Consider the following 20,294-nt stretch of genomic DNA (forward strand, 5'->3'; position numbering starts at 1 on the left):
AACGGCCGAGTACTTCCGGGGTGAGCCATCGCAATTTACCCGCCATCTACTCCACGATGGAGCAAATATTCCGGGCCAGGATCTTTTCTTCGCAGAGATACACCTGCATGGTGGCCCTGCGCCGGTACGTCGGTTTCTGCCGCACCTCATCGATCTGATCACGAGTAACAAGATCGATCCGGGCAAGGTCTTTGACCTGACGCTCCCGCTGGCACAGGTCGCCGAAGCTTATCGCGCCATGGACGAACGCAGTGCCATCAAAGTGCTGCTGCGGCCATGAGTGGCGATAGTCCAACCCAGAGGTACCGCACCACGTGCTTCGAAGAACGACGCGCCCCGATCGTCGTGCCACCTACCGACGCAATGTACTGGCTCCGCGCCATCCTGGTTGTGCCGATCCTGCTCGCCAGCCCTCTCACGCTCGCAGAGGAATCGTGCGCGGGCAAGGATGCACCGCTGCGGGAATGCTCTGACCCACAGGTGAATCAAATGAAAATCCGCATCGTCATCGGTGACACGACGCTGAATGCCACGCTGGAGAACAATGCAACAGCCAGAGACTTTGCGGCGCTGTTGCCCTTGACCCTACAGCTGAATGATTACTCGCAAACGGAGAAGGTCAGCGACCTACCACGAAGGTTGTCGACGGCTGAGGCCCCGGCGGGCAGCGATCCCGCGATCGGCGATATCGCGTACTACGCGCCATGGGGCAATCTGGCCATTTTTTACCGTGACTTCAGCTACTCCAGGGGCCTCATCAGGTTGGGACACATCGAGTCTGAAGCTGAGACCTTGCGAACGGCGGGCCCGCTCACAGCGACAACGGAGTTGTCGACAGATTGAATGGGGGTTGCCGCCCGCTCATGCGCTGACCCCTTCGCAGAGAGGCCGCTCCGCTCAAATCAGCTGTATGTCAAGAATGGGCGTCGATGCTCCGCGGTAGCTTTCATTTTCATCGTGAGTCCAGCAGGTATCAAAAGGTCCAGACACTCTTGTTGCACCGAACGCCGGGCTACTCGATGTGAATCTTGTACGTCACATTCCGGTAGGTGTTGAGTGCGGGCAATTCACCGCCGAAGCTGATTGTGTGGTCGCCCGGCGGCAGGGGCTGAAGCATCACCCACGTGCCATAGAAGATTGCATCCTTGACGACCGTCTCACCCCGACCACCCCGAATGGTCACGCATTGCGGCGTGTACGGTCGGTAGTCATAGAGCGCATCGAAGCGCTGCCCGTCGAGCACGATGAAGTCCGCTTGGATGGCCCCGGACCCGTTTGCCGCCAGTGCTTGCGACTCAAATTGCGTACACGATATTGGCACGGGCGCATCCAGCCTCGATGTCATCAACTGCGCAAAAGCCGGCAAGAGAATGTACTTCCCTTGTGGGACCGTGCAGCGACGATTGATTCGCGCCTTCGCGTCGCCGCCGGCAAGGAACCAAACCGGACCGTTCTGATTGGCACCGCACAGATCACCTGTAATGTCCTGTGTCGGGTTGCGCTCGCGGGAATGCGACATCAGCCAAACCCAGTAGCGCTCAGCCCATATAGGCAACGTTTCGCCCGCCGTGCGCTGGTAGTACGGGACGATCCACTCGACGGGCGGCTTCTCTTCAGCATTTGAGGGTGGCACATAGAACGCTTGGTAGGCGGCTGGTGTCTGGTAGCGAAACGCATCACGTCCGGTATTGATGCGGAGAAAGCCCAGGTGAAGATCTCGGGTGATGGAGCGGCGCCCCGAAATCACACGAATGGAGTAGCGTTTCCCGGGGTTCAGCTTGATGCCGTTGACGCTGCCCGGCTCCCCGCCTCTCCATTGGCCATTCTCGCCCCAGTACACCACCCGGTTGTCGAGGTCGATCGCGAGGCTGACCACGTATTCGCCGTTTGCGTCAGCGAGCCGCCTCATCTCGGCTTGCATGACCTGAGTACCCGCGAGGGATTCTCCATCGGTCACGGCTACCTGCACGTACTCCTTGTCTGCCTGATCGTTGCCCTTCGCCAGGAAACTGATCTCCGCGTACCACTTGCCCGAAGAATGTGACACGGGGAAGGTTGTCTCGCGACGATCAGTCAGCTCCGCCAGATCATCGAGCGTACCGGTAGGCAATTTGCGCAACTCATCCAGGCGCGCCCGCGTTGTCGCATATACGCAGTTGAACTTGTCCGGGTCGCTCGACAGAACCTTCATCCAGTCGCCACGCTGGCTGAGGTTGCCAAGCTCGCAAGTTTGATCGCGGCTTCTCAGCCATTTGCGTTGACCCGCGCGTACCTCGCCGCGCTCGCTTTCGCTGCGCGTGCCGAGCACCTTCGAGTACACCGCGTTGAGATCGCCATCCGTTTCAAGCAGCGCTTCGAGTCGGCAAACCGGGCGACTGAAATCAGTGCATGCCGCGTTCGCAGCTGAGCTCAGATGACTGACCAGGAGCAGGGCGCAAAAACGTGCGACCTTGTGCATCCGTGCGAATCCTCGATATGTTGTTCCGTCGCTCCACGGCCGCAGCACTCGTTTCTGCCGATGCAATAACGACCGGCAATCCTGGCAGCAGATCGCAGACTGCTTTGAAATGCGGGAGGCTCGAACACAAAGGTACGCGATCAGCACGCGATGCGGCTGTGCTCCTTTTCTCAGTCTCGACTTGGATCGCCAGGCGTCCCGCTTGTGCCCGAAATCAGACGATCCAGCGCCACCTCACGGCGCTCAACTGTTAGCCAGTAGAGTGCCCCATGTCGCCCCGACAGCATGACTCCCCAAAGCTCGCACCACCTCCAGCGCCAGCCGTGGGCGTACGCCTTGAGACTTGGCTGCCGGGTCATCAAATGCCGAAAGCTCAGCGCTCGCAGTGGCCCGCGTTCTGATGCGCTGGACACGAGCAGTCATGACCTCGTCTACACGGAATATCTTGCCAGACTCGGAATCGTCGCGGCGCTGCTCGCGGGGACACTGAGCGCGCTCGGAGTGATGCTCGCCAGTGGATATGCAACTCACCCGTCCGAATCAGAAATGCGCGAGGCGCCGGAGCGTGAACGCGATCGCTTTGCTTCCTTGGACACTACAGTGTGTGGCTTGGTCCCAGAGGTCACGACCGAACGGACGCAATCTCGTGTGCTGTCGAGAGCATCGACAAGAAGACTCCGTTCCTCGTTGCATTTCAGGAGCGCGGCGAGGATTCAGACGTATGGGCCGGACTCGTCGGCGACCCGCAAGGTGGATTGCAGTTCTGGGTGCTTGATTCGAGTCCCCACGGACAGCCGCAAGTCCGTGCCGAATATTTCGTAACGACACACGAGTGCCAGGAACCGAGAATAGCGCCTCGATGTCGGATGGCAGCGCTTCGCGGAATAGGAGTTCCATGTTGCTCGTCCAGAAGACTCGTGACACGCACTTCACCGCCGACAAGCTACCTGATCCGCACTCGTACTTGGACTGCAGGAACAGAGCAAATCCTCTCCTCGGAGCATTCCACTGAGCCGCCTGTGGGTTCCTGGCGCTCCATACCACCGCCGATACACAAGCACGTTGACTTCTAGCAATGATTTGTTGTGTAATCGAAACGATCCACCGCGTAATTCGGTCATCTACTTGAGCTTATACAACAGAATCGCTGTTTTTCGCGCAGAGCGGGGCCTGTCTCGGCGGCAATTGGCCGAAGCGGTCGGGGTGAACAATCAGACCATTGGTTATCTCGAACGCGGTGACTACCAACCCAGCCTGGAGCTCGCCCTGAAAATCGCGCGTCATTTTGGGGTGGCTGTCGAGATGCTCTTCTCCCTCGAGCACTTCGAATCGATCGCTACGACGCTCAAGCGCGCAGGAGAAGATGAATGAAGACCGTCCGCGAAACCGTTCTGTCGAGGCTGGACAACGCTCTGCGCTGGACAGGAATCCCCGCCCGGGTCGCCGATCAGATGTCCGATGCGCCATCGATGGATTACAACCATCAACCATTACGCTGGGGCCCGATCTGGCCGATCGCATTCTCGTGCGCCCTGTTCATTTTTTCCTTGACCTGGCCGCCAGTGCTGGACCGGCTCTCCCCGGGCGCCGGCATCAGCATCCTCGCCGGGCTCATGGCTTCCATCGTGGGCACCGCGCTGGCTATCCATCCTAGCGGGCCCTTGGGAAAACCTTCGCTCGAAGATGATGAGCGCGAGGCGGCGCTGCGGAAGGACTCCCTCCTGTTTTGCTTCGGGCTGCTCGCCTTTCTCAATTGCCTCGGCCAACCCGTCCTGGTGATCCTGTCTCATTGGCAGAACTGGCAAGCCCCACGCAGCCTGGTGGTCGCGGCATCGGCCTTCATCCTGAATGTCACCTTGTTTGGATGTTTGCCGACGCTGTATGCAAGCTGGAAATTGCCGCGGTTGCCGAAAGAAGGTTGATGCAGGCTGCCGCGGCGATTCACTCATTTTGCAATGACGATGTCGCCGCTTTGCAAAGCACGGTCCCTCTCAGCCCATAGCACTCGGATATTGCTGAAACTGACGGGCATGCCATTGCATTGAAGCGCGCTCGATCCGGCACACAACTGAAAGTGCAGATGCGGCTCAGTCGAATTACCCGACGAACCCAGTCGGCCCAGCAACGCACCTGCCGCGACGCTCTCTCCGGCGCGAACGCGTACGCTCCCCGGTTGCATATGGGCATACAGGGAGTACTCGTGATTGCCATGATCGATGATCACGTGGTTGCCCATGGGCCCATTCTGGCTCTCCATCAGTTTGGCCTGGTTCTCGTGCACGCGCGCGAAATAGGCTTCGGTTGTTTCATTGGGCCGCTGTAGCAGGGTCGCATCTTCCGACACATCGCTCACGGATTCGATCACCTTGCCAGCGGCCGCCGCGTATATTTCCGTGCCGTACGCGTAATAGTCGGAGAACCGGGTGCCTTCACCGCGATAGGTCAAGCCACTGCCACCCAATCGGGCGATATCGAGTGCGTACGCCTCAGGCAATACCCAGCGATGCGCGGTGTGGAGGCTAGCTCCCCAGCCTACATAGCTCACACCGCGGACAGGAAAGAGCCAATCGGTTTTGGAGATTTTGCTGGTCACGGGCAGAGTAGCCGAAAGCTCTGCGCCCTTCCCTGCCACTGTGCCTTCGACGCGTACCCGAAGGGTGTCACGCTCACGGTTGAAGGCGAAGACTTCGTTGGTCACCACCAGCCCCTCATTCGCGTGCAGCACCGGGCCGGCAAGTTTGATTCCAGGCGCGATCAGCTCAGTGCCGCAGAACATGAACGATGCTTCGCGCGCCAATGCCTCGATTTCGGCACTGTTGCCCGCCAACCTCTGCACGTCTGCCGCGTTTAGATGGCGCGTATCGAGGAGCTGGCCGCCCTTGATCAACTCGAGGTGAATCGCATTTACGGTGAATGGAGCATCGGCGTGATTGATCACGGCGATATGCGGCAGCAGTAAACTCTGAACCCGGGCACGACTATCCAGAGGATACGTGCGAGCCACATCGGCCGGACAGAAACGAATTTCCTGCGCATCGCTCGCATCCGCGTCCCGCAGACAACCGATCAGAACCAGTGTCACGAACAGAAGTCGCATACAGGTCCTCGATACATATACGCCCGATGGGCTCCGTGGACGCACTCATGCCCCGGCCTGCCGCGTCCTTCTCTTCGGCCGGCCCACTCGAACCATCAGTTGATCATGGCTCACCGTGACATGTCCATGTTCGCCGTCCGCTCTGCAGCGGCCCAGGTCGATTTCTGGCGGCAGAGCCTCGCCGTCACCTCACTCATATCCGCATCGAGACTGCGGGAACAGGACAAATCCCTTCCTCGCGACCGTCCACCCACAGCGCCTTCATAAACCGAAGGCGCCCACTTTCGAATTCGTTTCCGACAAACGGTTGCCTTTCGAGCCGGAGCCCTGCAACGAAATGCCATGCAGACCGGCCTTGTTCTTCAACGCCGATTCGCTGCGCTTCAGGATTCTCGACATCGATCGCAGCGACGTACCGCTGCCAGCGAGCTCGCGCAGCTTGCCGATCTCCTCGCGCGACCAGGCGTTTCCAATTCTGGGCCGTCCATTCATTGCGCGGACCTGTAGCTCACGAAGTACTTGGTATAACCCCGAGTATCCCAGCGGCCCTTCCAGCCTTTGGGAACGGTAATGGCGTCGCCGGCCTTGAGTCGGGTCACCGTGCCATCGGCGGCCGTCAGCGTAGCCTCGCCGGACACGATGTAACAAAACTCATCCGCCGCGTAGGAATCGAACTCGGCGTAGCCGGCAGTGGAGGAAAACACGCCCGAGGCGAACTTCTGATCGTCCGACTTGAACATGGGCACGGACGTGGTCGTTCGGATGTCCGTCGTCTTTGTCACGGCCGCCGGCGACTGCAGGAGCGCCTCGAGCTCCGCGCCGGCGAATCTGACCACGGCCTTCGACGCACTCGCCGGCGCCGGAGCTTCGGCGAGCGCCACCATCGCGACGCCCGCCACCACAATCATCACAGCATGTTTTGCGATCGACATGATTACCTCGAGGAGCCGGCCTGAGTGGCCAGCCGCTTCTGATCCGCTTCATAGGTCTTCCATTGCAGGTCGATGATGAAGGCATGAATGGCCTCGGCATCCTGCAGCGTCATCTTCGACTGCACCAACGGATAGTTCTTGCCGCCGTCCGAGAAGCCCGGCATTCCCTTTTTGCGATTGGTGCCTGCCATCACGATGGCGATGAAGCGCTCGTGCGCATCCTTCGACATGTAACGCAGGTCGGGAATCGCTCCGTCCAGAATCCAGGCGCCGCTGCCGTCGAGATGCGAGCCATGACAGTTGGTGCAACGGAACCTGTCGGCCGCCTTCTCGCCGCGACGAATGGTTTCCGCATTGGCCGTCTGCACGGGCGGCTTCGGCACCGGCGGCACCACGATATTGGTCGGCGGAAATGGCGTGTTGCCGCCGAGCTTGAATGCCAGCAAGCGTGCCGGTCCGCGCTTCGACTCCGGCGTTGCCATGGTGCTGTTCGCGCCGAACAATCGTGAGCTGGCGCCGAAACCCACCGGCATCAAAATGTATTGCTCACCCTTGGCCTGATAACTGACCGGCACGGAATGAATGGCCGAGCGCGTGTCGATCGACCACAGCTTGCGTCCATCCGTCGCGGCATACGCGGTGAACGTGCCGGTGCCCTCGCCGTGAAACACCAGGCTGCCATGGGTGGAGAGCACACCGCTGTTGACCGCGAGTTGCTCGGGAATCGACCAACGCGCCTGCTGTTTCAAGGGATCCCAGGCCAACAAGCGCCCTACCGGCGAGCCGCCGTAGCCACCCTCGACGAAATCGTGGACGGGGACGTAGGCCAATCCCGTGTCGGGATTGAAACTCATCGGCCACCAGTTGCGGCCGGTGGCCGTGCGCGGCTTGCCGTCCCCGGCGGGCGGGCTGAGTTGATCCTTCGGTCGATTGGACATCGACTCATGCGACAGCAACTCGCCGGTCTTGGCATCGAAGACGAAGAACACACCCGACCGTGGCGCGGTCATCGCAACGTGCCGCTTCTTGCCGTTGATGGTCAGATCGGCCAGCACGATGTTGTGATTGTCTGGATTGCCCGGATAGTCCGCGGCGTCCGGCGAATAGCCCTTTGCATGTTTGGCGGTGTGGTAGTGCCACACATATTCGCCAGTGTCCGCTTTCACCGCGACGATGGAGCCAGCGAACAGCCGATCGCCGCGCGTCTGGATCGCGAAGTCCGGACCATGACCCGGCGTGGCTGTGCCATAGAGCAGCAGCCCCGTGTCGGCATCGTAGGTCATCGTGTTCCATACGGAACCGCCGCCCGCCTCCCACCACTTGTCGCCCGACCAGGTTTTGGAAGCCATCTCCAACGCCTTGTTGTCGTATCCCTTCGACGGATCGCCTGGCGTATTCCAGAAACGCCACGCGAGCTTGCCCGTATTCACATCGAACGCGACCACCGACCCTCGCACGCCGGAGTCGGAGCCGTTGTAGCCGATGAATACCTTGCCACCGCCAACCGTCGGCGCACCGGTAATACCGGTCTGCGTCGTATCGACACACACCGGCGCTTCCCAGATCTGCTTGCCGGAGACCGCATCGAGCGCGATCATCCGGCAATCGCCGGTGCCGACGAACACCTTGCCTTCCCACACGGCGACACCGCGATTGGTGCGCGCCGCCCAGGAGTTACGCATCGCGCTCAGATCGGTTTTCGGATCGGCCTTCCACAACAACCGGCCCGACGTCGCATCCACCGCATACACGCGGTCCAGCGAGGCCGCGATATAGATGACACCGTCGACCACGATGGGCTCGACCGCCAGGCCCATGGGACTGTCGATGTCGAGCGACCAGGCGAGTCCCAGCTTGGAAACATTCCGGTCGGTGATCTGTTGCAGCGGACTGAAGCGTTGCGCGGTGAAATCCCGGCCGTTGATCAGCCAGTTTTCGCCGCTGGCGGCATCGGCGCGAACGCGCGCCTCAGTGACATTTCCGGCGTTACTGGCCGACCGCGCCGGGCTCACGCTCAGCGCCGCCACGATGCAGGCAGCGAGGCCGCCTGCCAAGGTACTGGTTTTCATGATCGTGCTCCCGGCTCAGTACCGATAAACGAACGTCACACCCAGGGTGCGCGGCCGCCACGTGGTGACCTGGTAGTAATCGCTCTGAGTCGAGGAGGTCCGGCTGGTCAGCGGCGCCGAGTCCAGCAGGTTGTCGATGAAGATCGAAACATCGTAGCTGCCGAAGTCCATGCCGCTTCTGAGCCTGACCATGTGCGTTTCGGGCAGATACGGGAACGGCGGATTGGCGAGGTATTGAGTGGTGGTGCGATCTTGCGTCGGTTGCTTGTCGCTGCGCCGGCTGCCGTACTCGTAAGCCGCCCGGAAGTAACTGTCCTTGCCCAACGCGAAGAAGTTATAAGTAACACCGAGCGCGGCTTTGAAGGGCACCACGTTCGGCAACGAGTTGCCGTCGTTGATCAGGATGCTCGCTCCCGGACCGGCCGACGACATCACCCGCGCGGTGTACTCTGAGTTCATGTAGCCCAGCGATAGATCGACCAGCACATCGGTGACCGGCACCGCCTGCAACATCATGTCGATGCCCTTGGCGCGCGCCTCGCCGAAGTTGCCGATGTAAGAGCCGCCGCAGGCCACCAGCGTGTTGGACTGCTGAATGCCGGTCCAGTCGATGGTGTAGGCGCCCACGTCGTAGGCGATCCGGCCATCGCCCAGCTTGCCCTTCGCGCCAACGTCGTAGCTCCACACGTAGTCGGAATCGTAAGAGGCCACATTGCCGAGTCCCAGGTCTCTGATGTTCTGCGCGCAACGATCGAGAAGCGCGGCGCTGTTCGCTCCGCCACCGCGGAAGCCTTTGCCGGCGTTCGCATAGACCATGAGATCGTCGGTCGCGCGATAGGTGACGTTGTAACGCGGCGTCAGCGGATACTCCTTGGTCTTGCCGCCGCTGTAGGTCCAGTCCGCCTGGGTATTGCTGGCTCGTCCCGCGATGAACTCGAACTCCACTTCCGAGTAGCGAATGCCCGCGCTCAGCGACAGCTTGTCCGTCACCTTCCAGGTCGCGTCGGCGAACGCGGCCTTTTGTTTCTCCCATACCACGGTGTCGGTGATGTAGCTGTACTTGCCTTCGAACAACGGGAAGCCGAAGCGCTCCAGAATCGTCTGACCGAACAGGCGTTGATACAACCGGTCGTAATCGGCCACGCCGTCCGTGTTCACGCCCGACTCACCCTCCTCCATGTTCTTTTGCTCGGCGTCGCTGTAGTACAGACCCAGCACCCAGGTGACGCGCGCGTTCGGATTCGCCGATTGCAGGCGCAGCTCCTGGGTGAAATTGCTTTGATCGTTGGTGAACTTGCCCGGCGAATTGAAGTACGGCACGCCCGCCGAGTCGTTCGGACCCAGCCGCGTGAGCAGCGGGAAGCCGAAATTGAACTGCAGGTTCGACAGACGCCAGATGCCCGCGTCGTTGACCATCAGACCGTCGCGCTGGAACCAGGCGCTGTTCGAGACGATCTGATAATCGCCCAGCTCATACTCCACCTTGAGCGCCGGCAGTGTGAAGCGATCCTCGTTGGTGTTGGGAATGTTGTTGGCGTACTTGAATTCGTGCTTGCCGAAATCCGACCAGAACTGCGCCATCGTGCTGGAATTGTCGGAGCGCTGATCCTGATGAAACACGCTCGGCGTAATGGACAGACCTTCGATGGGCTGCCAGGTCAGGGCCGCGCGATACACGCTGGTGCCCACCGAGTTGGCGTCTTCTTCACGCAGCCGACCGGTGTTGTAGTCGATCCAATCGACGTAGCCGCCCTCGTCGCGATTGAACGCGCTGATGCGAAAGCCCAGTTTGTCCTCGACGATCGGTCCGCCCACGGCGAAGCCCGCTTCATACGTCGGCGAACCGCCTTCGGTGAACGCCACTTCACCGCGCCCGTACATGCGAAACGTATCCAGGCTGGGCTGCGGCGTAATGAAGCGCACCGTGCCGCCTTGCGAACCCGCGCCATAGAGCGTTCCCTGCGGACCTCGAAGCACCTCGATGCGCTCCAGATCGAACACCGCAGGCAACACCGCCGCCGGCGCGCTACCGAACTGTCGAATGTGCACCGGCGCGTCGTCGATATAGACGCCCGTGGTCGCAGCACCCGCGCTCGAGGAGATGCCGCGAATCGCGATCAGATTGTTACTGCTGCTGAAGGTCACACCTGGCGTGAACTGCGCGACACCGGAGAAGTCCTTCACGCCAGCAACGTCCAGCGCCTTGCTGTCGTAGGCCGAAATACTGATCGGCACATCGCGCACCGATTCGGAGAAACGACGCGAAGTCACCGTGACTTCCGAGATCAGACCTCGGCTGCTTGCTTCGGTATTGTCCACTGCAGGGACATCCTGCGCATACGCCGTCGCAACGAGCTGCGGAGCGGCGACACCGAGTATTGCCAAGCGTAGCGGCCACCGTCCACCGCGAGCATGACCGGAATTTTTGCTGCGAGTCATTCGATTAATCCCCCATCGCGCATGACTTGGAATGACGAGACGAGTGTGAATGTATCGCCATGAATGAAACGTTCGTAAGATGCCCGGGCGATCGCGATTGGTGCTGAGAAAACACCGTGCCGCTCAGGCCCGCAGATCTCTGCCCTTGGTCTCTGGCAGCAACAGCACGCCGACCACCAGCGTGAGCGCCGCGCCGATCAGCGGATACCACAGCCCGGAATAGATATTTCCTGTCGCCGCGACGATGGCGAATGCCACCGGCGGCAGAAAGCCACCGAACCATCCGGTCCCCAGGTGATAGGGCAGACTCATGGAGGTGTAGCGGACCTTTGCCGGGAACAGCTCGGTCAGCAGCGCCGCCATCGGCCCATACACCATGGCGGAGAAGCTCATGAGGACCACCAGAATGAGCAGCACCAGAGGCACATTGATCTGCTCACGCTCGGCCGTGAGCGGATATCCCGACTCTTTCACGATCGCCGCGGCCCGCTTCTCCCAATCGGCCCGCCTGACTCTCAGCTCCGAGTTGGAGAGTGCATCACCGCGAAATGAATCCAGTATTTGCGCCCCCACTCGCAGTTGAGCGAGCGAACCGGCCGGCGCCGCCTCGGTTTCATAACTCACGCCGGCGCGCGCCAGATACGAGCGCGCGATGTCGCACGAGCTGCTGAACATGGCAGTGCCGATGGGATCGAACTGAAACGTGCACTCCTCTTTATCCGCCCACACCGTGACTGGCGCGGTCGCCACGGCATGCGCCATCGCCGGATTGGCGGCGGCGGTCAGCGCTTTGAACAGCGGGAAGTAAGTGAGCGCCGCCAGCAGGCACGCACCGAGAATGACCGGCTTGCGCCCGACCCGGTCCGACAGCCAGCCGAAGAAAACATACAGCGGCGTGGAGATGACCAGCGCCACGGCCACCAGCAGATTGGTGAGCGCCGCGTCCACTTTCAGGATCCGTTCCATGAAAAAGAACACGTAGAACTGCGCGGCGTACCAGATGACCGCCTGACCGACCATGGCCCCGAACAGCGCGATCAGGATCAGGCGCAGATTGGTCCAGTTGCCGAACGCGTCGGTGAGCGGCTGTTTCGACGCCTTGCCCGACGCCTTCATCTCCAGATACACGGGGCTTTCCGACAGTCGCATCTGAATCCAGATCGTCATGCCGAGCAGCACGATCGACAGCAGAAACGGAATGCGCCAGCCCCATCGATTGAAGTCGTCCTCGCCCACCAGAGTGCGGGTCGCGAAGATCGTGGCCAGGCTCAGCGCCATGCCGATGGTGGCCGTGATCTGAATCCAGCTCGTGAAAAAACCGCGACGGCCGCTCTCAACGTGTTCCGCGACGTAGGTCGCGGCGCCGCCGTACACGCCGCCGACCGACAACCCCTGCAGCATGCGCAGACCCACGAGAATCCAGGGCGCGGCGGCACCGATCTGATCGTAGGTCGGCAACAGGCCGACGCAGAACGTCGCGAGCCCCATCAGCGCCAGCGTGAACAGGAAGGTCTTCTTCCGGCCGAGCAGATCGCCGAAGAAGCCGAACACGATCGCGCCGAACGGCCGTACCGCGAAGCCCGCCGCGAAAGCGAGCAATGCCAGAACGAACGCCGTCGTCTCGTTCACGCCGGAGAAAAAGTTGCGGCTGATGACCACCGCCAGCGCGCCATAGAGAAAGAAATCGAACCACTCGAATACCGAGGCCACCGACGAGGCGGCAATGACAGTGACGTTCTCCCGGCCGAGGCGCGGTGCGTCCGCGGTGGCGACCATTCGTTCTTCGATCATGTTTCGATTCCCCACGGTTTCAATCGTTCGTCTGCGGCTGAAGCGCCGTACAGATCAACTTGATGTCCAGATATTCCTGGAGGCCGTACGCCGAGCCTTCGCGCCCCAGCCCCGACTCCTTCACGCCGCCGAACGGCGCGACCGCCGTCGAGACCGCGCCACTGTTCAAGCCCACCATGCCCACCTGCAGCGCTTCGCAGACGCGCCAGGAACGACTCACATCGCGAGTGAATACATACGCGGCCAGTCCCGCGTCGGTATCGTTGGCGAGCCGGATCGCTTCCTGCTCGGTGGCGAAGCGCATCAGCCCGGCGACCGGGCCGAATGTTTCTTCGCTGGCGAGCAGCATCTCCGGCGACACTTCCGTCAGCACGGTCGGTTCGTGAAAGTTGCCGTGCCTGCGCGTGCCTCCCGTCAGCAGCACCGCGCCCTTCCCGAGCGCATCGGCGACGTGTCGCTCCACCTTTTCGACGGCGGCGCCGTTGATGAGCGGCCCTTGATCAGTCACGCCTTCCAGGCCGTCGCCGACGACCATCGCTGCGGCTCGTTGCGCGAGCCGTCGCGCGAATTCGTCATAGACCCGGCTCTGCACCAGAAAGCGGTTGGTACAGACGCAGGTCTGTCCGGTATTGCGAAACTTCGACTGCAGCGCGCCTTCGACGGCGGCATCGAGATCGGCATCGTCGAAGACGATGAACGGCGCGTTGCCGCCCAGCTCGAGCGAAACGCGCTTCACCGTGCTCATGCAGCGGGCCGCGAGCATCTTGCCGACGCCAGTTGAGCCCGTGAAAGACAGCTTGCGCACGCGTGAATCGGCGATCACCGCCGCGCCGATCGGCTGAGGATCGCCCGTCACCACGTTGAGCACACCCGCGGGCACGCCGGCCTCCTCGGCGAGCAGCGCCAATGCAAGTGCTGAGAACGGCGTCAGCTCGGAGGGCTTGAGTACGACGGAACATCCCGCCGCAATCGCCGGCGCGACTTTCCGCGTGATCATCGCGGCGGGAAAATTCCACGGTGTGATTGCAGCGACGACACCAACCGGCTGCTTGATCACCGTCAACCGCTTGTCGGCCTCGTGCCCGGGAATGACGTCTCCGTAGGCACGCCGCGCCTCTTCGGAAAACCATTCGACAAACGATGCCGCGTAAGCAATCTCGGCCCGCGATTCGGACAGCGGCTTGCCCTGCTCGGCGGTCATCAATCTGGCAAGGTCTTCGGCGTGCTCGACGATGAGCTCATACCAGCGCCGCAAGACGATCGACCGATTTCTGGCAGTGCTGCCGCGCCAGCGCACGAAGGCACGATGAGCCGCATCGACAGCCTGGGATGTTTCTTCCATGCCGAGGCGCGGCACTTTACCGAGCATCCCGCCCGTCGCAGGATTGCGAACCTCCAGAGAAGCGGGCCCGGCGACCCACCTGCCGTCGATGAACGCCAGTTCGCGCAGCAGTTCAGGACGTTTGAGCGCCAGCCGAGCCCGTTCCATCGTCATGTCCTCGTCTGCGACTACCGCGTCTCGACCCCCTCGCCTGCGCCGCCCTTGCTCTCATAGGCATTCCAGGCTTCGTTGGTGATGTGAGCGCGCACCGCTGCGATCTGCTCGTCGGTGATGTCCGGGAACTGCGGCATGCCCAGCGGTTTCAGAATTCCGTCGCGCAGGATCTGTGGCAACAGGCGCAGCCGTGCCTCACGAATGTTTCTCAGATCCGGAATGCGGCCGTTACCGGAGGTGACCACGTTCTGGCCGTGGCAACGGCTGCAGTTCGGGCCGTAGAACTCCTTGCCTCTGTCGGCGAGCGCGGCCGGCTGACGCTCGAGCACCGGTTTCAGAATCACCTTCTGCGTCGGCGGCAGCACGGCATTGCCGCCCAGAGCAAACGCGAGCAGCCTCGATGGCGCGGCGTACGCCCGATCAGTTCTCGACAGACGACCTCGGGCCGAGCCGATGGCCGTGCCGTCTCCCGAAGGAACCAGAACGATCTGCTTGCCCTGGACCGTGACCGTAGCTGGACCGCCACGAATCACACTGTGAGTATCGAAGGACCACAGCTTGGTGCCATCAGTCGCGTCGTAGGCCACGAACGCTCCGCTTGGCGTTCCTTGAAACACGACGTTGCCGCCGGTCGAGAGCACGCCACCGCTCATCGTGACCGGATGCTCGATCTCCCAGCGCTTCTTTTGCGCGATCGGATCCCAGGCGATCAACAGGCCCTTGTTCTTGAATTTCGCATCGTCGGCGAAACCATACTCGGCGTACCGCCCACCCAGCTCGTACGGCATGATGAACGCGGGAATGTAGACCAGCCCGGTCTTCGGATTGTATGAAGTCAGCTCCCACGCGTGAGCGCCGTAACCGCCCGGCTGCAGCACCATGGTCTTGCCCGGGTGCTCCCAGAAACGCAGCTCGTCCTTGAAATGCAGGGTTCCGGTTTTCGGATCGACCGGCTTGTAGCTGACGGTCGGAACGTAGTTCTTGGTCGAGATCACCGCGCCGCTCGCGGCATCCAGCACATAGAAATAGCCATTCTTCGCCGCCTGCAGCAGCACGTGCCGGTCACGGCCCTGGATCTTCAGGTCCGCCAGCTGCATGTGAGCCACGGCATCGCCCGGGTGATACACATCGCCGGTCGTCAACTGCCGGTGCCACACGTACTCACCGCTCGCCGCCTGCACGGCGATGATCGAATTGGTGAACAGCATCTCCTTGTCCACGTATTGTTTCTCGTGGCCGTCGGTGCCGGGATTGCCCGCGCCGAAGATCAGCAGATCCGTCTTCGGATCGTAGATCATTCCCTCCCAGACGCTGCCGCTGCCGCCGCCAGGCAGATCGCTCCAGTAGCGGTCCCCCCAGGTCCTGGCGGCCAACTCCATTTGTTTGTTCTCGAACGGCCTGGCGGGATCGCCCGGCACGGTATAGAAGCGCCACAGCTCCTTGCCGGTTTTCGCATCGAACGCGATTGCATGTCCGCGGCCAGTGCCGCTCTGCATGTTGTTGATGCCGACGAAGACCTTGCCCGCACCGACGCGCGGCGCGGAGTTCGATCCATAATTTCCCGATGGATCGCAGATCTCGGCGCGCCAGCGCTGCTCGCCGGTCTTGCGATTGATACCGAACAACGAGCAGCCGCCGGAGATATAGACGTTGTCGTCGTCGATGCCCAGGCCGCGGTTGGTGCTGGCTTGATGGGCGGCCCTCAGGCTGTAACGTTCCAAGCCGAGATTGGGAACGAAACTCCACAGGGTCTTGCCGGTAACGATGTCGGTCGCCACGGCCGAGCCATAAGGTCCGCCTTGATAGACCGCGTTGTCCGCCACCAATGGATTGCCGACCAGACCTTCGCCGATGGGCAGGTCGGAGTACCAGAGCAAGCCCAGCGACGCTACGTTTTTACTGTCGATCTGAGCGAGCGCGCTGTATTGATTGCTCTGCGGGCTGCCCCCCAGATATTTCCAATCGGTTTCCGCGGCGCCGGCGGGTACTGCCGCAACCACTCCGAGTATCGCCAGCGCGGCCGCTTCTTTCAGATACATCATCGGCACTCTCCAGTCTTCGTGACCTGCGCCGGTGATGGACCGGCGCCATGGAGTGTGCACTGTGAATACGATGCAAGAGGAGTTGTCGAAGTGATCTCGAATGGTGTTGAACCGTCACCATTCGCGGGCCGGGTGCAGGAACGCCACCTCGGCGGAACTATCTTCGTTGGTCAGCGGGCAGACGCCGGCCGTCATGCGCTTCAACCAATGTCTGAATCGAACGGTCGTGGACGACTGCCAGCGATCCGCGCGAGCAGCGAATACATAGGACCCGAGCGCGATGGATTTGCTCCTGCCGCCGAAGACATCGATCAGCCTGCCGGCCTCCAGATCGTCGCCGAGCAGAAACGGATTGGCGAGTGCAATGCCTTGTCCGCGACGCGACGCCTCGACAGTGAGATGTGCATGCCACAAACGCGGGCCCTGCAATTGATCCGGCACGATCACGTCGTGCGCGGACAGCCAGCTCTGCCACTGACGAGGATTCTCCTCGTGCAGCAGCGGCGCACGTAGCAGATCTTGCGGCTGACTGATCCACGAGAGTGTCGCAAGGCACTCGGGACTGGTCACCGCGACCACCGGCGGCCTCGCGATTTCGAAACGCCGCAAGCCGTCGCAGACGGTTGCCGAGGAAATCGCTTCGCTGCCGATCACGTAACGAATGTCGATGTCCGCCTCGTACCGGGTGAAGTCGGGGCTGGTGTCCGTAGGGCGCAATTCCAACTCGATCTCGGGATTGGCCACCTGGAACAACTGCAATCGGGCGGTCAGCCAGGCGCTCGCGAATCCTGGAACGCACCAGATGCGCAGCGACCGGTCCGTACTCTGACTCAGCAGCTCTTTGCCTGCATCGCCAATCTCGGCCAGCGCGGCTGCCACGCGAGCGTGATATCGCTGTCCTTGCGGGGTCAACACGGTGCTGCCGCGAGCACGATCGAGCAAGCGGACACCGCACCAGTCCTCGAGGGCTCGCAAGTGACGACTGATGACGGCGTGATCGATACGCAGCGTCTGAGCGGCCCGGCGGATTCCACACAGCCGGCCGACTGCTTCGAAGGCGCGGAGCGCCGCGAATGGCGGCAGTTCGTTCCGATCTTCACTGGGATTGAGCACGCGGTTCCCCCTTCCTCAATATCTGTAGACGACCGTCACGCCAAGAGTGCGCGGACGCCACGTCGAGACCTGATAAAAGTCGCTCTGTGTCGACGAGGTCCTGCTCAGGAGCGGCGCCGAGTCCAGCAGGTTGTCGACAAACACCGAAACGTCGTACGAGCCGAAATCCATACCGCCCCGCAGCCGCACCATGTGCGTCTCGGGCAGATACGGGAAGGGGGGATTGGCCAGATACTGAGTGGTGGTCGGATCCTGGGTCGGCAACCGATCGCTGCGCCGACTGCTGTACTCGTAAGCCGCCCTCACGTAGCTGGCGTTGTCGAACGCAAAAAAATTGTAGGTCACTCCGAGCGCCGCCTTGAACGGCACCACGTTCGGCAGCGAGTTGCCGTCGCTGATCAGCACACTCGCGTCCGACTCGGCCGACGACATCACCTGCGCCGTGTACTCGGAGCTCATGTATCCGAGCGAAAGATCGATGAGCAGATCGGGGACCGGCACCGCTTGCAACATCATGTCGACGCCCTTGGCGCGCGCCTCGCCGAAGTTGCCGATATAGGAGCCGCCGCAGGCCACCAGCGTGTTGGACTGCTGGATACCGCTCCAGTCGATCACATAGGCACTCACGTCGTAGGCGACCCGTCCATCGATCAGCTTGCCCTTGGCGCCGAGGTCGTAGCTCCAGACGTAGTCGGAATCGTAGGCAGCCACGTCGCCGAGTCCCAGGTCCCTGATGTTCTGCGCGCAACGATCGAGAACCGCCGCGCTGTTCGCACCGCCGCCACGAAAGCCTTTGCCTGCGTTCGCATACATCATCAGCTCGTCGGTGGCGCGATAGGTGAGATTGAAACGCGGCGTCACCGGAAACTCTTTGGTCTTGCCGCCGCTATACGTCCAACCCGCCTGCGTATTGCTGGCGCGCGCGGCATCGAATTCGAACTTCATTTCCGAATAGCGCAGGCCCGCGCTGAGCGACAGCCGGTCGGTCATCTTCCACGTCGCATCCGCGAAGGCCGCTTTCTGGTTCTCCCAGACCCAGGTGTCGGTGACGTAGCTGTATTTGCCGTCGAACAATGGGAAACCGAAACGCTGCAACACCGTCTGACCGAACAGGCGTCGATACAGGCGGTCGTAGTCGGCCACGCCGTCCATGCTCACGCCCGATTCGCCCTGCTCCATGTTTCGTTGCTCGGCGTCGCTGAAGTACAGGCCCAGCACCCAGGTGAAGCGCGCGCCCGGATTCGACGATTGCAGGCGCAACTCCTGCGTGAAGTTGCGCTGATCGTTGGTGAACCTGCCCGGTGAGTTGAAGTACGGCACGCCCACCGCATCGTCCGGCCCCAGCCGCGTCAGCAACGGAAAGCCGAAATTGAACTGCAGGTTCGACAGACGCCAGATGCCGGCGTCGTTGACCATCAGTCCATCGCGCTCGAACCACGCGGTGTTCGACACCAGCTGATAGTCGCCCAATCGATACTCGACCCTCAGGCCGGGCAGCGTGAACCGATCCTCGTTGGTGTTCGCAATGTTGTTGGCATACTTGAAGCGATGCCCGCCGAAATCCGACCAGAACTGCGCCATGACGCTCGAGTTGGCGGTGCGCTGGTCCTGATGGAACACGCTGGGCGTGATGGACAGTCCTTCGATGGGCATCCAGGTCAGCGCCGCGCGATAGACGCTGGTCTGCACGGAGTTGGCGTCGTCTTCGCGCAGCCGGCCCGTGTTGTAGTCGATCCAGTCGACCCAGCCGCCCTCGTCGCGATTGAACGCACCGATACGAAAGCCCAGCTTGTCTCGAACGATCGGCCCGCCGACGGCGAAGCCGGCTTCGTACATCGGTGAGCCCGCTTCGGTGAACGCCACCTCGCCGCGGCCATACATATGATAAGAATCGAGACTGGGCTGAGGCGTGATGAAGCGTACCGTGCCACCCTGTGAGCCGGCGCCATACAGCGTTCCCTGCGGACCGCGCAGCACCTCGATGCGCTCCAGGTCGAACACTGCCGGCAGCACCGCCGCCGGTGCGCTACCGAACTGGCGAATGTGCACCGGAGCGTCGTCGATGTAGACGCCGGTCGTCGCGGCACCCGCGGTCGAAGAAATGCCGCGGATCGCGATGAGATTATTGGTACTGCTGAACGTCACACCCGGCGTGAGCTGAGCAACGCCGGAGAAATCCTTGACACCGGCCAGGTCCAGCGCCTTGCGGTCGTACGCCGAAATGCTGATCGGCACATCGCGCACCGACTCGGTGAAACGCCGCGAGGTCACGATCACCTCGGTAATCAAGCTCATGGCGCCGTTGGACGTCTGCGATGTACCGGCTGCAGTCGGACTGGCGGTCTTGGCGGCTTCGACCTGCGGCATGCTGAAGGTCGACCAGGTGCCGTTGGAGATCGGTTCGGTTCGGGTGGTGAATGTCTTCTCACGCGGCACGGCCGAGGCACTGGTCACCGCGATCGGCAGGATGCTGACCGTCTCCCGATCGATATAGCGGAACGTCAGACCGGTGCCATCGAGCAGCAACAGCAGCGCTTCATCCACGGTCAAATTGCCACGAGCGCCCTGGGTTTGCAGCCGGCTCACATCCTCGTTGACGAAAATGATATGAATCCGGCGGTCCGCCGACAGCGTGCGCAACGCTGCCATGAGCCCGCCGGCCTGGATGCTGGTATTCGTTCTGACCGCCTTGCTTTCCTCCGCTACCGATAGAGTGACCACCGACAGGCACACTATTGCCAAGGCAACGGCGCTGCGCATGAAGACTCCCCCTGGCCTCGATCAGGCTCATATGGCCACCGGTCGTACTCGCCGATGGCTTCGTGGGCTATGAGCGCGCCGGTATCGAAAAGGAAACC

Annotated in this window: 14 protein-coding genes and 1 pseudogene; 4 read left to right on the forward strand and 11 right to left on the reverse strand. The window is 61.7% G+C overall.

The window, feature by feature from the left end; translation table 11 throughout:
* Positions 1-58 precede the first annotated feature (58 nt).
* Positions 59-280, forward strand: a pseudogene (locus tag EKO19_RS39935) (IMP dehydrogenase); the annotation flags it as partial.
* A gap of 209 nt (positions 281-489) precedes the next feature.
* On the forward strand, positions 490-843 hold the full coding sequence (locus EKO19_RS20800) for a cyclophilin-like fold protein (RefSeq protein WP_129778353.1): 354 nt from the start codon (positions 490-492) through the stop codon (positions 841-843).
* A 169-nt stretch (positions 844-1,012) separates the two neighbouring features.
* Here EKO19_RS20800 and EKO19_RS20805 read toward each other — a convergent pair whose 3' ends face one another.
* A complete protein-coding gene (locus EKO19_RS20805; protein WP_129778354.1) occupies positions 1,013-2,458 on the reverse strand; it encodes a lysozyme inhibitor LprI family protein in 1,446 nt (481 codons plus the stop codon).
* Positions 2,459-3,577: 1,119 nt separating this feature from the next.
* Between EKO19_RS20805 and EKO19_RS20810 the strand changes: the two genes are divergently transcribed.
* Complete coding sequence (locus EKO19_RS20810; RefSeq protein WP_129778557.1) at positions 3,578-3,829, forward strand: helix-turn-helix transcriptional regulator; 252 nt, start codon at positions 3,578-3,580, stop codon at positions 3,827-3,829.
* The gene (locus EKO19_RS20815; protein WP_129778355.1) at positions 3,826-4,380 is read left to right on the forward strand and encodes a hypothetical protein; all 555 of its coding nucleotides are present in this window, start codon (positions 3,826-3,828) and stop codon (positions 4,378-4,380) included. Before EKO19_RS20810 ends, EKO19_RS20815 begins: the two co-directional genes overlap by 4 nt.
* Before the next feature lie 23 nt (positions 4,381-4,403).
* On the opposite strand, the gene EKO19_RS20820 is transcribed toward EKO19_RS20815, so the two are convergent.
* From EKO19_RS20820 to EKO19_RS20865, 10 genes are all read right to left on the reverse strand, one after another.
* A complete protein-coding gene (locus EKO19_RS20820; RefSeq protein WP_129778356.1) occupies positions 4,404-5,555 on the reverse strand; it encodes a M23 family metallopeptidase in 1,152 nt (383 codons plus the stop codon).
* Between the two features lie 261 nt (positions 5,556-5,816).
* Positions 5,817-6,047, reverse strand: coding sequence for a hypothetical protein (locus EKO19_RS20825; protein ID WP_129778357.1), 231 nt, complete (start codon positions 6,045-6,047; stop codon positions 5,817-5,819).
* On the reverse strand, positions 6,044-6,487 hold the full coding sequence (locus EKO19_RS20830) for a cupin domain-containing protein (protein WP_129778358.1): 444 nt from the start codon (positions 6,485-6,487) through the stop codon (positions 6,044-6,046). Before EKO19_RS20830 ends, EKO19_RS20825 begins: the two co-directional genes overlap by 4 nt.
* A 2-nt stretch (positions 6,488-6,489) precedes the next feature.
* Entirely contained in the window at positions 6,490-8,556 is a 2,067-nt protein-coding gene (locus tag EKO19_RS20835) for an outer membrane protein assembly factor BamB family protein (protein ID WP_129778359.1), read from the reverse strand.
* Positions 8,557-8,571: 15 nt separating this feature from the next.
* Entirely contained in the window at positions 8,572-10,995 is a 2,424-nt protein-coding gene (locus EKO19_RS20840) for a TonB-dependent receptor (protein ID WP_129778360.1), read from the reverse strand.
* Positions 10,996-11,118: 123 nt separating this feature from the next.
* Positions 11,119-12,786, reverse strand: a complete 1,668-nt coding sequence (locus EKO19_RS20845) for an MFS transporter (RefSeq protein WP_129778361.1) — start codon at positions 12,784-12,786, stop codon at positions 11,119-11,121.
* Between the two features lie 19 nt (positions 12,787-12,805).
* Positions 12,806-14,281 (reverse strand): NAD-dependent succinate-semialdehyde dehydrogenase, encoded by a 1,476-nt coding sequence (locus EKO19_RS20850; protein ID WP_129778362.1) that lies wholly within the window; start codon positions 14,279-14,281, stop codon positions 12,806-12,808.
* A gap of 14 nt (positions 14,282-14,295) precedes the next feature.
* A complete protein-coding gene (locus EKO19_RS20855) occupies positions 14,296-16,323 on the reverse strand; it encodes an outer membrane protein assembly factor BamB family protein (protein WP_129778363.1) in 2,028 nt (675 codons plus the stop codon).
* Positions 16,324-16,437: 114 nt separating this feature from the next.
* Positions 16,438-17,436 (reverse strand): LysR substrate-binding domain-containing protein, encoded by a 999-nt coding sequence (locus EKO19_RS20860; RefSeq protein WP_217705488.1) that lies wholly within the window; start codon positions 17,434-17,436, stop codon positions 16,438-16,440.
* Between the two features lie 15 nt (positions 17,437-17,451).
* Positions 17,452-20,196 carry a TonB-dependent receptor gene (locus tag EKO19_RS20865; RefSeq protein WP_129778364.1) on the reverse strand — a complete coding sequence of 915 codons (2,745 nt, stop codon included), beginning with the start codon at positions 20,194-20,196 and terminating at the stop codon, positions 17,452-17,454.
* Positions 20,197-20,294: the final 98 nt, after the last annotated feature.

The organism is Peristeroidobacter soli (assembly GCF_004138485.1).
Classification (GTDB): domain Bacteria; phylum Pseudomonadota; class Gammaproteobacteria; order Steroidobacterales; family Steroidobacteraceae; genus Steroidobacter; species Steroidobacter soli.